Raw genomic sequence first — 16,657 nt, forward strand, 5'->3', positions numbered from 1 at the left:
TTAACCCTTTTACAGTCTTTTTCCTCTATTCATGATTCAAGTAAATTACAATGCAGATATGCGCATAATGTTTGGTTAGAGAGCAGATTGTCGAACAGAATGAATCCTCTTTTAATGTATTGATTAATAGTGGTTTGATAAGATTTTGTCTATATTTGTTTGTCAATAGAGCCTTATCAATGGTTTAATGTAGCAACAAATCCCGCTTTTCCTACCCTTAACTACTGACGTATTGAGGCTTAGCACAAGTGGTGTTAAGGCTCCGCACCAATGGTGCGAACGCTTCGCACGTGTGGTGCGGAGGAGTGAAAGTCATGCAATATGTAGTTAAGATAAGAGCAGTTTATTGTTATAAAGGACTTATTCAACCCTAAGTAAACAAAGAATATTATATTTTTTCGTTCTATAATTCCCATCGAAACGCGGTGTTTTACGGAAACTTTTTGTAATTTTGCACATTAGTTATAATAGAAATAAGAATGGAATACAACTTCATAGACATTGAGAAGAAATGGCAACAGAAGTGGGTTGAGAATAAGACCTACAAAGTTGTTGAAGACGAGAACAAGCAGAAGTTCTATGTGCTTAATATGTTCCCTTATCCATCAGGAGCCGGATTGCACGTCGGACACCCATTGGGTTATATTGCAAGTGACATCTATGCACGCTATAAGCGACTGAAGGGTTTCAACGTGTTGAACCCTATGGGATATGATGCTTACGGACTTCCTGCTGAGCAGTATGCCATTCAGACGGGTCAGCACCCACAGCTGACAACCGATACAAACATAGCTCGTTACCGTGAGCAGTTGGATAAGATAGGTTTCAGTTTCGACTGGGATCGTGAGGTGCGTACCTGTGACCCACGTTATTACCACTGGACACAGTGGGCTTTTGAGCGTATGTTCGACTCTTATTATGACTATACAGAACAGAAGGCAATGCCTATCAAGGACCTTGTTCGCCACTTTGAGGAAGAAGGAACACTGAACCTTAATATCGCACAGGGTGAAGAACTGATTTTCTCAGCACGTGACTGGTCGAGCATGGATGAGCAGGAACAGCAGGAGAAACTGATGAACTATCGTATAGCTTACCTCGGTGAGACGATGGTAAACTGGTGTCCGGGACTCGGAACGGTGCTTGCCAATGACGAGGTTGTCAATGGTGTGAGCGAGCGTGGAGGCTATCCTGTCGTACAGAAGTTGATGAAGCAGTGGTGTCTTCGTGTGTCTGCTTATTCACAGCGATTGCTTGATGGATTGGAGACTGTCAACTGGTCTGACTCTATCAAGGAGACACAGAAGAACTGGATTGGGCGTTCTGAGGGTACAGAAGTTGAATTCAAATACCAGACTCCAGTAGTAGGTGGAGGTCAGAAAGAGGGTAAGTTCACTATCTTTACAACGCGTGCTGACACGATGTTTGGTGTTAGCTTCATGGTATTGGCACCAGAGTCAGAACTCGTTGCAGAGCTTACTTCAGAGGCTCAGAAGGCTGAGGTAGAGGAGTATTTGGCGTATGTAAAGAAGCGCACGGAGCTGGAGCGCATGTCAGACCGTAAGGTGACAGGTGTCTTCTCTGGCTCATACGGTATCAATCCATTCACTGGCGAGCAGATTCCTATTTATATTTCAGAGTATGTCTTGGCTGGATATGGAACAGGAGCGATTATGGCTGTGCCTGCTCACGACAGTCGTGATTATGCCTTTGCAAAGCATTTCAACCTCCCTATCATTCCATTGATTGAGGGTGCTGACGTCTCTGAAGAGAGCTTTGATGCAAAGGAAGGAATCGTAACCAACTCTCCTGCTGCAGGAAAAGAGAGTATGGACGGTTTCTCTCTCAATGGCCTTACGGTGAAGGAGGCTATTGCCAAGACCAAGCAGTTTGTTACTGAGAAGGGTATCGGTCGTGTGAAGGTGAACTATCGTCTGCGTGATGCTATCTTCTCACGCCAGCGTTACTGGGGTGAACCATTCCCAGTCTATTACAAGCAGGGAATGCCTTATATGATTCCAGAGGAGTGTTTGCCTCTCGAATTGCCTGAAATCGATAAGTACGAACCAACAGAAAGCGGCGAACCACCATTGGGTCGTGCTAAGGTTTGGGCTTGGAATGAGGCTGAGCGCAAGGTTGTTGAGAAGTCATTGGTTGACGATAAGACTGTATTCCCATTGGAGTTGAATACGATGCCAGGCTTTGCAGGTAGCTCAGCATACTATCTTCGTTACATGGACCCACACAATGACGAGGCACTTGTGGGCAAAAAGGCAGACGAGTATTGGCAGAATGTAGACCTTTACGTCGGTGGTACCGAGCATGCAACAGGTCACTTGATTTACAGTCGTTTCTGGAATAAGTTCCTCTTCGACTGTGGTTGCAGCTGTAAAGAGGAACCATACGAGAAGTTGGTGAACCAAGGAATGATTCAAGGCCGCTCTAACTTCGTTTATCGTATCAACTCTGACGACCATTCAAAGGCACCAGTCTTTGTCAGCTTGGGTCAGAAAGACAAGTATGAAACTACTCCTATCCATGTTGATGTCAACATTGTTCATGCTGATGTACTCGATGTTGAGGCTTTCAAGGCATGGCGTCCAGAGTATAACAATGCTGAATTCATCTTCGAGGATGGTACATCATCATCAGAAGGCATCAACACCCAGCACCCAACATCCCCCACCTACAAGTGCGGTTGGGCGGTAGAGAAGATGTCTAAGTCAATGTTCAACGTTGTCAATCCAGATGTTATCGTTGAGCAATATGGTGCAGATACCCTCCGTCTTTACGAAATGTTCCTCGGTCCTGTAGAGGCAAGTAAGCCTTGGGATACGAACGGTATCGATGGTTGTTTCCGTTTCTTGAAGAAGTTCTGGAAGCTTTATCAGCAGGAACTCAACGACAATGAGCCTTCAAAGGACTCACTGAAGAGTGTTCACAAGCTCATCAAGAAGGTGACTGGCGACATTGAGCAGTTCTCTTACAACACAGCTGTTTCTGCGTTTATGATTTGCGTTAACGAACTTGGACAGCAGAAGTGCGCTAATCGTGAACTGTTGAAGAAGATGATTATTGTCATCGCTCCATTTGCACCTCACATGGCTGAAGAGTTGTGGGAGCAGTTGGGTGGCGAGACAAAGAGTGTCTTCGATGTTGAATGGCCTGAATGGGATGAGTCTTATCTCGTAGAGAATGAGGTTCAGCTGACAGTGTCTTTCAATGGTAAGGCACGTTTCCAGATGACTTTCCCTGCTGATGCAACAAAGGAAGACATCGAGAAGCGCGCATTAGAAGACGAACGAAGCCAGCACTATATCGACGATAAAACAATCCTAAAGATTATCGTTGTGCCGAAGAAGATTATCAACATCGTTTGCAAATAACTATTCAATAAACCATAGAAGAGGCTGTATGGAAACAGGGTTACAGGTTTGTTTCTCTAACAGCGGTAATCTCCAACGGAAAGGAAGTCCGTATGTTAGTATCCACTACAGTCGTGTTTTGATACAGCCTCTTCGTCTTAACCATTCTATGAGCCTATGACCATTGATCAACAACTCATCCGATCCGAAGCCAAAGATTATTTTTTCTTGACCGTTGGCTTAATTATTTACGCTGCTGCCTTCACTGTATTTCTAATGCCTTACGAGATTGTAACGGGTGGAGTGACGGGTATGTCTGCCGTAATCTACTATGCTACAGGTTTTAAGATTGAGAATACTTACATGATTATCAACATTTCGTTGTTGATAGTTGCTTTGAAGATATTGGGCTTTAAGTTCCTGATGAAGACCATCTATGCTATCTTTGCCCTTTATTTCCTATTGATTTTTGCGCAGGATCTGATGCCTAAGGATGCTGCAGGACACATGGTGAAGATGCTCGGTGAAGACCAAGCTTTTATGTCATTGATTATTGGTTGTAGCCTTACAGGTACGGGATTGGCTATCGTCTTCCTTAATAATGGAAGTACGGGTGGTACGGATATCATTGCTGCCTGTGTCAATAAGTATCACGATATCTCGTTAGGACAAGTCTTGATGGGTGTTGACATCTTGATTGTGGGTAGCTGTTTGTTCTTCCCTCAGTTTGGTGATATCATGGAACGCTTGCATAAGATGGTCTTTGGTTACTGTACGATGTTCATTGAGTGTTTTATGTTAGACCACGTGATGAATATGAGACGTGAGTCAGTACAGTTCATGATCTTCTCTTGGAAACATGAGGAAATAGCCAATGCCATTGTTGAAGAGACCGACCATGCACTGACTATCCTTGATGGACACGGCTGGTACACGGGCAATGAGATGAAAGTTATCTGCTTGTTAGCTAAGCGTAACGAGAGTAAGACTATCTTCCGCATCATTAAGATGGTTGACCCTACCGCCTTTGTGAGTCAAAGTTCGGTGATTGGTGTCTATGGTGAAGGCTTTGATCAGATAAAGATTAAAGCTAAAAAGGAGATGAAAAAGCAGGAAAAGAAGCTGGCGGAAGCTATGAATATGCCTGCGAATGAACAGAAATAAATAGGCTGTAGAGCTGTGTTCCAGCCGCTAATTAGCAGGGACGCACGGCTCGTGTGCCCACTGGCGATAAGCTTTTAAGGACATACGAACCGTGCGTTCTTGTTGTAGGAATAGTGCTTAGGGCTTTCAAACATGGCTTTTTAGCATTCTAAAAACGTTTTATAGAGATGAAAATAGTATTCGCAACAAATAATAAACATAAGCTCGAGGAAATCAAGGACATCCTTGGAAAGGACTTTGAAATCGTTTCTTTGGCTGAGATTGGTTGTCATGAGGATATCCCTGAGACTGGGGCAACACTGGAGGAGAATGCACGTCAGAAGTCTTCTTACGTCGTTGAATACTACAATCAGAACTGTTTTGCTGACGATACAGGACTTGAAGTGGAGGCACTCGGTGGTGAGCCGGGGGTGCGTTCGGCACGTTATGCGGAGGGAACTGACCACGATAGCGAGGCTAATATGCGTAAGCTCTTGGCAAACTTAGAAGGTCAAAGCAATCGCAAGGCATGTTTCCGTACCGTTATCTCCCTTATCATTGATGGTGAAGAGCATCAGTTTGAGGGTAAAGTAGAGGGTAGAATTGCTACAGAGAAGCATGGTACAGAGGGCTTCGGATACGACCCTATCTTCATTCCAGAGGGCTATGACAAGAGCTTTGCAGAGCTTGGTGAGGAGATAAAGAACCAGATTTCCCATCGTGCAAGAGCTGTGAAGAAGTTGTCGGAATACTTGGGAAGACTGAAAGGATAAAAGAGTAAAAAGGTTAAAGGGGCTTTTTAATAGAGAAAGAGGTAATAAAGTAAAAGCGTTAAAGCCCTCTTTTCAACTTTAATAAATACTCTTTTCCGAATTATTTTCATGAAAATAAATATTTCTTTTCATGAAGAAAAATATTTCTTTTCACGAAAAAAAGAATTTCTTTTCATGAAAATAATTTGAAGAAAGTAGCCCCCCAATACTGCCAGTACGCTGATATAATGACTGAAAAGGGCTGTGTTAACCAGCTTGATAAGCATAAGTTTAAAGCAAAGTAGCTTACTTGTTGCCTGTTTGACATAAAGAATATAACTATTTAATATCTGCTATGTTGTCTATTCTTCTTCCTGTTTATAACTGCAGTTGTGTAGCTTTGGTGACAGAGTTACAGCGGCAGTGCGTGGAATGTAAGGCAGACTTTGAAATCATAGTGGCTGATGATGGCTCGTTATCGGGTGCTATTGGTATGAATACAGCTTGTCAGCATCTTATAGATGAGAACAAGGTAATTGAGCATTTGAAGGGTGTTCGTTATATTGTCAGAGAGAAGAACGTCGGGCGTTCGGCTATTCGCAACTTCCTTGTGTCGCAGTCGAAGGGGGAAAAGATACTCTTTATTGATGGCGATTTGTCCTTGGATAATCCTTCTTTTATTCACAACTATCTGCAAACAGAAGCAGATGTAGTGGTGGGAGGAATCGCCATTGGGGGTAATCCAGACCGTTGGAAAGGTAATCTCAGATACCGTTATGAACGACAAAGTGAGGTTATCAACACTGTTGAGAGCCGTCAAAGTCAGCCTTATCAGCACTTAGCAACGAATCTACTTGTGCGCCGTTCTGTTTTAGGAGAGCAGCCCTACGATGAGAACATTAGCCATTATGGTTATGAAGATGTACTCTTGGGTAAGCGTTTCCAGCAGCAACAAGTTGTTGTAAAGCATATAGATAACCCCGTACTTTTCTGTGATTTTGAGGACAACTCCAGTTACCTTGCCAAGACAGAAGAAGCTTTGCGCACTCTATTTGCCTTCAGAAAGGAGCTGAAAGGCTACTCTCGTTTGCTTGATAAAGCTGAACAGATTGAGCGTTTACACCTCTCTCCCCTCTTTGTAATCGCCTATAAGCTACTATCTTCTCCTATAAAGAATTGCCTCTTAGGCAATAAACCGATAGTTTTTTGGTTTAATGTGTATAAACTGTTGTATTATTTACATTACACAAAGAACGCTATATGACAATTAAAAGATATTTCCTATCGTTGATTCTATTGCTTTCTGTTGTTGCCTCTACCCTTGCTGGTGGTGTTGGAACATGGAAGAATTATCTTGCTTACAGTGATGTACAATGGGTTGAAGAAGGAGGTAACAAGTTGTATGTACTTGCTTCCAATAGCCTTTATACCTATAACAAGAACGATCAAAGTATAAAGACCTACGATAAAGTCAATGGTTTGAGCGATTCGGATATCCGTTTCATTGCTTGGAATAAGACAGTTCGTCGGTTGGTTATCCTCTATTCGAATAATAATATCGACCTGCTGGACGATAGAGGTAATGTAACAAATGTGCCAGATTACTATTTAAAGACAACAATGGCAGACAAAACCGTCAATGGTATTGATATGTCTGGCGTCTATTGTTATCTCTCTACAGTTTTTGGACTTGTAAAACTCAATGTTGCTAAAGCAGAGATAAGCGATAGTTATAACCTCTCTTTCCCTGTTAATTATAGCTATATTGAGGGCGGTTATATCTATGCTGCCAGCCAAAGTAACGGACTATATCGTGCTGCGTTGTCTGCTAATCTCCTCGATAGAAACAATTGGACGAGCGTTGGAACTTATGTAGAGCGTCCAAGAACAGCCGATGCAGCTCTATTGGCACAGGCTAAAACGCTTAATCCTGGCGGTCCAAAACGCAACACCTTTGTGTGGACTACCTTCCTTAATAACCGTCTTTATGGTACCGGAGGGAACTTTAACCCTACTGCTAATAACTGGGAAAATCCAGGCATTGTACAGGTGTTAGAGGGTGATGATTGGGACTTCTTTGAAGACAATCTTTCTACTCGTACGGGTTATCCTTATATAGGAACAAAGGCGGTAGCAATAGATCCTCGCAATAGCAATCATGTGTATGTAGGAGCACGAACAGGTCTCTATGAGTTTATGTCTGGTAAGATGGTAGCCTCCTATAACAAGGATAATAGTATCCTTCAAGGAGCCATAGACAGAGGCAGAGAATTAGGTAATGATTATGTACTTGTCTATGGATTGGCATACGATAGAGAGGGTAACCTATGGGTACTCAATAACCAAACGAAGAAAGAAAACCTTATTCGTGTGTCGAAAGATGGGCAGATGACATCCTTTAGTAAGCCTGAACTGATGAAAGATGGTGTAGGACTCTCAGGCTTGTCACAGATGCGTTTGGACAGTCGTGACCTCCTTTGGTTTTGTAATGACCACTGGATTCAGCCGGGATTGTTCTCTTATGACCCTAAGAACGATAAACTTAACGCCTATACTCGCTTTGTGAATGAGGATGGTTCTAATGTAGATATTACCGCTGTTCACTGCTGGGCAGAGGACTTAGACCATAATATTTGGGTGGGAACAACGGCTGGTCCGATGCTTCTTCAGCGAACTCAAATGAACGAACAGGAGAACTATCGTTTTGTACAAGTTAAGGTTCCGCGTAACGATGGAACCAATCTTGCAGACTATCTTCTCGCTGGTCTTGATATTACTGCTATGGCAGTTGATGGCGGAGGGCGCAAGTGGTTTGGTACAAAGGGCAATGGTGTCTACCTAATTAGTGCGGATAATATGAAACAGTTGCAGCACTTTGTCACCACTAACAGTCACCTATTGTCGAACAACATTCAGTCTATCTCTATCAATCATGCCACTGGTGAGGTGTTCTTTGCTACTGACAAAGGACTCTGTTCATATATGAGTGATGCCACAAAGGCAGTAGATTCGCCTAATGATGAGACCACATACGCTTATCCAAATCCTGTAAAACCGGGTTATACAGGACCTATTACGATTGTTGGTTTATCGCTGAATGTCAATGTGAAGATTGTAACAACAAATGGAGTTCTTGTCGCTGAAGGTACCAGCAATGGTGGTACTTTCGTTTGGAATGGCAAGGATAAGAACGGAAAACGTGTTGCATCAGGCGTTTATATGGTACAGACTGCCGATGAAAACGGTGATAATGGCACGGTTTGTAAGGTTGCTGTAGTTAATTAATTGAGACTATGAAGACAGAGGTATGGCGTAATCCAATCTTTTGGATACTACTAACAGCTCCGTTGGCACTGCTGTTACTGTGTCAACTTCAGCCTACCTTTGATGATTGGACCTACTATACCGTACCACAGACAGAGCCTCTTACGCTTCAAAATCTGCTTCCAGACGGCAATTACTGGCGCCCTTTTGATGTACTCTTCGGTCATCTTCTCGGAATTAATTACCGACTTTTTCCCTTCTTAAACCATCTTTTTATCCTATTAGGACATATCCTGAATACATTGTTGGTCTATAAGATTCTGCAATGGTTCAGGGTAAGTACGTTGTCACGTAACCTATCTGTCGTTTTCTTTTATTTGTCGTCAGGCACTTTGGGAACGGTCTTGAATATTGATTCCCTGAACCAAATCTATTCGCTTTTATGGGGACTTCTTGCCCTATATAGCTACATTAGCCTGTCTGGATATCGAAAGTTTATACTGTGGTTGTTATGCTCTTTGCTATCAGTCTTTGCCAAAGAGTCAGGCTACATTTGGTTTGTTTGCCCGCCATTTATAGTATGGAGTATAGGAAAAGAACGTTTTAACCATGTTTTAAAGCACCTTCTTTGTGGATGTTCGTTGTTTGTTCTCTATCTTGTTTTCCGTATTCTACTGACAGACAGCTTCCATCTTGAGCATAACGTCTATATGGATTTCACCCTAACACGACTGCTACGCAATCTCGCTTTATTATTGGGAATGACCTTCTACCCTATCGATTACGCCAGTCTTATCCATCCACAGCACCGCCACCTTGCTGTTGTTGTTATCACAGGGCTTCTTCCCCTACCCTTTCTTTGGCTTCTACTGCGTTCCTATAGGTTGCAGAAACCGTTTTTGATATTGCTTTTATCCTTTTTTGTTGGGGCTTTTGTCAATCTTATGACAGTCTTCACATTGATGCATTGTTATGCAGTTTTGCCCTTTGTGACACTGATGATTGCCCTACTTTGTGAACGTATAAAGAATAAACGAGTACTGATAGCTTCGGCATTGCTTTATCTTTTGACGGCTACCTTCACCCTACTCCATCACGCTTACGCTTCTTTTCTATCGGGGAAAGTGGGCGAACAGATGGCAAAGAATATCGTCAGTCAATGCGACCGACCTGTTAATAAAGTAATGTTGATACACTTAGATAAAGGCGAAACGAAGTATTCTTCTTTCTGGGTGATCCCTTTTGAGGCTTTCGGATGGGGTTATTCCGTTCTACAACAGACAGGCTATCAATGGCCTAAGACCATTCTTAACGAAGAAATAACAGATAGCAATCAGTTGAAATCCTTGCTTCCAAAGGCAGAGAAAGCCGGCTGTGATGGTGTATGGTATGCTGACGGCGAACAAGTAAAACGTATAAAATGAAGCAAAAGATAGCTGAAATATCCTTTCTCCATGTGTTTGCTATCCTTTTGGTAGTCATAGGACACTCCTTCTTTCAGATGGAGAGTCCGATTGTTGATTGGATTTATCAGTTCCACGTACCCCTTTTCTTCTTCGTATCCGGCTATCTTTTTAATGTATCAGTAAAGGGAAAACAGATACAACCTCATATCTTCCTACGTCATAAAGCAGTGCGGCTATTACTCCCCTACTTTGCTTTGAGTACGCTGCTCTTTGTTCCAAAGGTTCTATTATCGCAGTTTATGGTACGTCCGATACATACTAATTGGGGTGAGTATGTGTCGATGCTTATCTATCCTTACCGTAATGTAAATGGCTCCTATTGGTTTCTGCCCACCTTGTTCTTGCTTTTCGTATTTGCAGTGATAGTCCTTTTTCTTTCACAGCGAGTACAACGTAGAATGTCCTTTACTATTTCCAGCCTTTTACTCTTCCTACTTGCTTTGTCAAATATTCTCCTTCCTTTTTCCCATGATACGCTTTTCAATATCATTGGTGCAATCCATTACGCCTTTTACTTTGCCTTAGGTTATTTCGTGTTCAACTTTCGTTTGATGCGCTTTCTCGATAAGGAGAAAACAATTCTTTTAGTTTTTCTATTTACGTTATCTATATCTTTTATCGGTCTATACGTAAATAAAAGTCCTCTGATGAGTTTATTCTTTGCTGTGGATGGTATTCTTATGTCAGTTGCTTTGGCGCGCTTATACGTAATTTATGGGCTTCATTTTTTCCATCACCTCTCCCCTGCTTCTTATACTATCTATCTTTATCATGGAATCTTTCAGGCATTAAGTATTCAAATACTGATGCGCTTTACCCATTTCAGTACTGTTTTTTATATGTTTCTCGCAATTCTAACAGGTGTTTATGGTCCTTTCTTCATCTATAAGCTGCTTTACAGCTATCGTAACAGCCGATTGAGACGATGCTTGGCAATGATTTCTGGGTTTAAAATCTCATAGCAGAAAGCTGCCGATGTTGTCTTATATTGGAAATGACAAATCTTGATATGGGATACTCTCCTACCCTTTATCCTCCCCTATGTATCTGTTTTGAGAACTGGGTGTACAATCGGCGGAACCTGCGATTAAGTAGGAATAGAAAAAGTTTCTGTTTGGTTGTGAAGGTAATACCTTCTTTTTTCATATCTGCTTGAAGTCCAGTATAAAACGGATGTTGAACCCATTTCTTACGAGGCTCACACAAAGAAACTGCCAAGAGATTGGCTATTCGGTCCGTAATGGTATCTGTAAGAAACTCTTCTTGTAGTTCGATTGGTATAGCTTTCATACGTAAGCTGTTGAGTAGATGGCAATAAGCAGCTGTCCAATGGTAGTTATGGCTCGTATGTTCAGTCCCTTTACGGTAGAGGTTTTCCTTAATGATAGCAACAGGTCGTTCTGTATGGAAAATCATCCGCAGCCAATAAATATAGTCTTCGCCCATCTCTAACTCCTTGGGTAGGTCGAAAACAGACGGGGTGAGTAATTCCTTTCTGAACAGACTGCCCCAAGGAACGCCAATCGTACCTTCTGCGAGCACCGTAAGATGTTGGAAAGTATGAATATCTATAGTCTCGCTTTCTTGAATAGGGAGAGACTGTCCGTTACCAAAGATAATATCTGTTTCGTTGTCAATACGTTCTGAAAAACGTGAAAGTGCATAAGGTTCCAGTTCGTCATCAGCGTCAACGAAAGTTATCCACTCGCCTTTTGCTATCTTTACACCCTCGTATCTGGCGGCTGTCCGACCTTTGTTCTGTTGGTGAATGATGGTAACGTTAGCGTGACTGGTGTATTCATCGCAGATAACGCCACTTTTGTCAGGGCTACCATCGTCCACTAAAATCAACTCAAACTCTGGATAAGATTGTTTTAAAACACTTTGTACACATGCACGAAGTGTGTCTTCTGCGTTATAAACTGGTATGATTACAGAAATCAAATGAAGAGTCTTTTCTTTATCCATAGTTCATGTAATTTCCTACAAAGATAGTTCTTTTTGCATAAAAAACATTGTTTTCATGTATTTTTTTCCTTTCATCTTCTATCTCTACAAGTCCTTTTCTTTTGTCTATTTCCCATCCTTTTGAATTGTGTTTATCTTCTGTTTTATTAGGTATAAGCCTTTGATAACATTTATAACCACCATTTCCGAAGGTTCTCAATCTTACTTTCGAGTATGAAAAGAATGTTTTGTAGAATCATATGATAGTATCTTTACAACCCTTTTTTGTCAACAAGTAAGACCCTTTTCAATCATCTTTTGTATTCCACTCATATCTCCGCACCATTGGTGTTAAGCCTCCGCACATATTGTGCGAAGCCTCCACACGATTGGTGCTAAGCCTCCGCACGATGTGTAGTTATCAATAACAGATGAACAAAAGAGGGTAAATGAGGTTTATAGTTATCATTATCTTAGGACAAAATAAGGTACGAATGAAGAGTATATAGGGAGGTTTGTTATATCGGACAATAATAAATTGAGGTAACGAAAACGCCCTCGTCAATCCTAATCCTTAATATGGTAGGGGATAGACGAGAGCGTTTATCGTATTGATAGTCTTTTCTAAGGCTATGCGCCTTGCGTTTTACTTCTTTTCGTTTCTACTTACCAAGGTTGAGGAAGTCGGTAGGTAGTGGAATGTCAAGACTGCGAGCGCGTTCGGCATTACGTCTCTTTATCTTGCGTTGTGCATCAGCTTTTTGCTTTGTTATGGCTGCTGGCTTCTGCTTGTAGAGTGGGAGTTGACGTGGATTCCATGTTCCCTGCACATCACGTTTTGCCTTACACTCGATAGCCTTCGGGTAATAATACACGGCTTCGGGCTGTCGTTGGGTTGCATAATCACCCGTATCCCACTTCCCATTGTCGTTCTCGTCAACGATAAGTCGGAGGTAGTAGTTGCCTGGCTTTACGTAGTGGAAGGTTGCTTGGTTGTTCTTTGCGTACACTTCTTTCACTGGTTTGTCGCTTTCATTGAGTAATTGCAGCAGACAGTTCTTGCCAGTCATATTCTGTAAAGTCATCGTCAGCGTACTATATTCGTCCATTGATGGGATGCGGATACCCTGCTTATACTTTGCAGAAACCTTACCATAGATGTCTGTAAAGGCTGCAGAATCGACCTCAAGACTGTATTCATGTCCCGGATCCCACGTACTCACCAGCTTCAAAGAACGAGGTTTCCCGGTTCAGCACCAAACGTATACTTCGCTCGATACCATAGTGAGTCTATCTTTTCATAGAGATGTATCTTGGAGGTATCTGTCTTAGCAATTGGGGTAGGGAGTTCGAATATTGGGTTTTGGTCAGGATCCATTTGCGAAGAAACATTGTATCTGACTTCCAAAGGAGTGACAGGCATCTCCGTTTCGAAGTCTTTTCCACGTTCTTTAGCCTTCTCCTGCTTCTTTTTCCATTTGTCGTATTCCTCTTGCTGTTGCTTTAAACGCTTTGCGTATGGTACCTTTGAGAGTATTTCCAGCGTATCTGTTTTAGGGACGAGATTACCCATACTGTCCGTCATGTTATAAATCATCTGCATACGCAGTGTGTCTTGGTTGATGAGGGCAGTATCACGAAGCCAATAAATGATAGTGTCTTGATTCAGACTTGGCTCTGTTATGAACGCATCTTTAGCGTTGAAATTGAGTCCTTTTATCTGTGGAAGGTCGGCATCACCATAGCTAAAGAAGAGCGTAAAGTGATTAGGATTCTTGCGTTCAGACTTTAGGAAGAAACGGTCTGTCTGCGTAGCTGTAAAGGAATTCAGTACCACATCATCTGGGAGGAAGTGGGTGTAAGGCACCTGTTTGATATCCTTGATATGCAAGGAGTCAATCCATAGCGTGTCTTGTCGTATGTCTGGCTTCCATGACGGCATGATGATTTCGGGCGTGAAAGCCAACTTCTCGCTCTTCTGATTGTACATATAGTTACCGTCCATGTCCTGTAGTGCATAGATACGATAGTCACCCTTGGCAACACCTCGTATGCTGAAATGACCACGACTGTCGGTGCGTGAGACACGAAGCATAGGTTGTTTCTGGAAAGCTGTATCGTTCTGATTGCTGTAAAGACCCACGAGAATACCCTTTACTGGCTCTAAATTCTCAGCTTCTAATACATAACCAGCTACTTCAAGTGTATCAATATGGTCGCCAGTAGAGAAACTGTAGGTGTAGTTTCCTAATGGGTTACCTTCGTTGTTGTCAGTGATAGCATCAGAGAAGTCAATTGTATAGGTCGTATTTGGTTGCAACTTGTCTTGCAAAGTCACTGTAATGCGCTTACCTGTGGCTTTGATTTCAGGGGCTTCAATCTGTGGGGGAGAGACGACAACCTTCTCTGATGCGTTCTCTAACTTTATGAATTCGCTGAAATAGATATTAACCTTCTTGCTGTTTACATCTGTTGCTCGCTCAGAAGGAGAGGCTGCTAACACTTTTGGGGGAGTCTCATCATACCATCCACCATCTGGTTGTCCCATCTTTGCACAGGACACAAGGAGGAAAAGCAATAGGGAAGAAAGATAAAACGGTAAGGCATTTGATTGGTAAAACGCCGAAAGGCAATAGCTAACCTTAGCTAAAAAGTCATCCTTTCCTCCCATTACTCCTTGGCAATATCTTTGTCTTATCTTCTTCATATCGCTGTTTTACTTTTTTACTCTTTTACTTTTTGATCCTTTAGAAGTGTTTTGTTCTTTTCCCGTCTTCCGTTTTTACTGGTTCATACTCAGCAATTCTTCAAGGTTGTTACGGCTGTTTGAAAGGCGTGGAATCTTGTGTTGACCACCGAGTTTTCCCTTAATCTTAAGCCAGTCGTTGAAAAGATTCTTGCGTGCAACGATGATTTCGAGGGGCTGAAGGGTAATGTCATGGAAGCGTTTTGCCTCATAGTCAGAGTTGACTTCTTGCAGTTTGTCATCGAAGACTTTAGCAAACTCCTCAAGTGAAGATGGTTCCTTTGCAAACTCAATGAGCCACTGATGACGACACTTAGCCTTTGCATCCATATACATTGGGGCTGCGGTGTAGTCAGATATCTGTGCACCAGTAGCCTTGCAGGCAGCATCAAGTCCCTTTTCGGCATTGTCCATAATTAGCTCCTCACCAAAGGCATTGATGAAGTATTTGGTTCTACCCGTGATAACAAACTTATAAGGATTGGTCGAAGTGAATTGTACTGTGTCGCCAATCTCATATCTCCAAAGTCCGCAAGCAGTACTGATAAGCATCGCATAGTTGCGACCGATCTCTACGCCTGACAATGGAACGATGTTTGGATGTTCGCTCTCAAATTCGTCCATAGGTAGGAATTCGTAGAAGACTCCATAGTCGAGCATGAGTGACATACTGCTGTCTGTCGGGTCGTCTTGTATTCCAAAGAAGCCCTCAGAAGCGTTGTAAGTCTCCATATAATTCATTCCCTGCTTGGTGATGAGCTGTTCATACTGCTCGCGATAAGGCGTAAAGGGAATACCACCGTGGAAGAATACCTCCAGATTAGGCCATACCTCCTCCAAATGTTTCTTACCACTTAGTTCCATTACACGCACCAATACAGAGAGCATCCATGATGGAACACCCGATATATTAGTGATATTCTGGTTCAGTGTTTCGTGTGCAATTCGATCGCGTTTTACCTCAAAGTCGCTCAGAAGAGCAGTCTCTTTCTTAGGTACACGGCACAAGTTTACGAGTGGATTGATATTCTCGATGAGGATGGCACTAAGGTCACCAACAAGCGAGTTATACAAATTATAATTCGGAGAATGGCTACCACCTAAGATGAGGCCTTTGCCATTGAAGAGGCGACTTTCAGGATGATTGCTAAGGTAGTAGGCGATAACGTCCTTTCCACCTTGATAATGAATTGTCTGCAATCCCTCGTGAGAAATAGGAATAAACTTACTCTTATCGTTGGTTGTACCTGATGATTTAGCATACCATCTTACCTGTCCCGGCCACAGAATATTACGTTCTCCGTGACGCATACGATCGATGTCGCTCTTTAGTTCTTCGTAGGTATTGACAGGTATGTTCTGTACAAAATCCTCATATGACTTAATCGTTGAGAATAGGTGTTTACGACCATATTCGGTGTCTTTTGCCCGCTCAACGAGGTATTGCATGACTTCCCGCTGGATAGTCTCTCCATCCGTGACGTAGCGCTCAAGCTCCCTGCGGCGCGGCTGGAAGTACAATTTGTTTACTATCTTAGTAAGACTCATTCAAATTTCTCTGGTTGATTAAATTGCAAAATTACGCCAAAAAAGCTAAATGAATAACCTTTTTCTATATTTTAACACTGCTTCTAAGCCGTTGAAAAGCCTGATATCAGTATTCTCTACATGATAAATGAGGGTGTTTTATGTCCCTCTCTCAATATCTATTTTCAACTCTTTTCTAAATTATTTTCATGAAAATAAATATTTCTTGTCGTGAAAATAAATATTTCTTTTCATGAAAATAATTCTTTTTCTTCATGAAAATATTTCGGTGAGAAGGGTAGGGTAGTTGTTTACTCATACTTTTTACTAACTTTGCAGCTCATTTCTTCGATTTCTATTTGCCGTTATTAGCCTCTTTATTTATGCTTTATAAAGTTGGAATCTACCCCCGTTTTCATACTCTTTATTTAATTATAGTCTATTTAA

General features: G+C 42.1%; 10 protein-coding genes and 1 pseudogene. 7 read left to right on the forward strand and 4 right to left on the reverse strand.

The annotated features are described in order from the left end of the window. Positions 1-479: 479 nt before the first annotated feature. From J5A56_RS07415 to J5A56_RS07445, 7 genes are all read left to right on the forward strand, one after another. Complete coding sequence (locus J5A56_RS07415; protein WP_021670579.1) at positions 480-3,386, forward strand: leucine--tRNA ligase; 2,907 nt, start codon at positions 480-482, stop codon at positions 3,384-3,386. A 156-nt stretch (positions 3,387-3,542) separates the two neighbouring features. Next, positions 3,543-4,529 (forward strand): YitT family protein, encoded by a 987-nt coding sequence (locus J5A56_RS07420; RefSeq protein WP_021670580.1) that lies wholly within the window; start codon positions 3,543-3,545, stop codon positions 4,527-4,529. A gap of 167 nt (positions 4,530-4,696) precedes the next feature. Beyond that, the gene (locus J5A56_RS07425) at positions 4,697-5,281 is read left to right on the forward strand and encodes a non-canonical purine NTP diphosphatase (RefSeq protein WP_021670581.1); all 585 of its coding nucleotides are present in this window, start codon (positions 4,697-4,699) and stop codon (positions 5,279-5,281) included. Positions 5,282-5,615: 334 nt separating this feature from the next. After that, complete coding sequence (locus tag J5A56_RS07430; protein WP_036918472.1) at positions 5,616-6,524, forward strand: glycosyltransferase family 2 protein; 909 nt, start codon at positions 5,616-5,618, stop codon at positions 6,522-6,524. Then, on the forward strand, positions 6,521-8,545 hold the full coding sequence (locus tag J5A56_RS07435) for a hypothetical protein (protein WP_021670584.1): 2,025 nt from the start codon (positions 6,521-6,523) through the stop codon (positions 8,543-8,545). The genes J5A56_RS07430 and J5A56_RS07435 overlap by 4 nt, the downstream gene beginning before the upstream one ends. A gap of 8 nt (positions 8,546-8,553) precedes the next feature. Next, entirely contained in the window at positions 8,554-9,948 is a 1,395-nt protein-coding gene (locus J5A56_RS07440; RefSeq protein ID WP_021670585.1) for a hypothetical protein, read from the forward strand. Then, on the forward strand, positions 9,945-10,952 hold the full coding sequence (locus J5A56_RS07445; RefSeq protein WP_021670586.1) for an acyltransferase family protein: 1,008 nt from the start codon (positions 9,945-9,947) through the stop codon (positions 10,950-10,952). The genes J5A56_RS07440 and J5A56_RS07445 overlap by 4 nt, the downstream gene beginning before the upstream one ends. A gap of 67 nt (positions 10,953-11,019) precedes the next feature. Here the strand turns inward: J5A56_RS07445 and J5A56_RS07450 are convergent, their stop codons facing one another. The 4 genes and pseudogenes from J5A56_RS07450 to J5A56_RS07465 all read right to left on the reverse strand — a co-directional run bounded on the left by J5A56_RS07450 (position 11,020) and on the right by J5A56_RS07465 (position 16,231). Next, complete coding sequence (locus tag J5A56_RS07450) at positions 11,020-11,958, reverse strand: glycosyltransferase family 2 protein (protein ID WP_021670587.1); 939 nt, start codon at positions 11,956-11,958, stop codon at positions 11,020-11,022. Continuing rightward, complete coding sequence (locus J5A56_RS07455; protein ID WP_021670588.1) at positions 11,951-12,157, reverse strand: hypothetical protein; 207 nt, start codon at positions 12,155-12,157, stop codon at positions 11,951-11,953. The genes J5A56_RS07450 and J5A56_RS07455 overlap by 8 nt, the downstream gene beginning before the upstream one ends. A gap of 442 nt (positions 12,158-12,599) precedes the next feature. Beyond that, positions 12,600-14,644 (reverse strand): annotated as a pseudogene (locus tag J5A56_RS07460) (Ig-like domain-containing protein). A 75-nt stretch (positions 14,645-14,719) separates the two neighbouring features. After that, a complete protein-coding gene (locus J5A56_RS07465) occupies positions 14,720-16,231 on the reverse strand; it encodes a GH3 auxin-responsive promoter family protein (RefSeq protein WP_021670590.1) in 1,512 nt (503 codons plus the stop codon). Positions 16,232-16,657 lie beyond the last annotated feature (426 nt).

Origin of the sequence: Prevotella melaninogenica, from assembly GCF_018128065.1 — a bacterium.
GTDB lineage: Bacteria > Bacteroidota > Bacteroidia > Bacteroidales > Bacteroidaceae > Prevotella.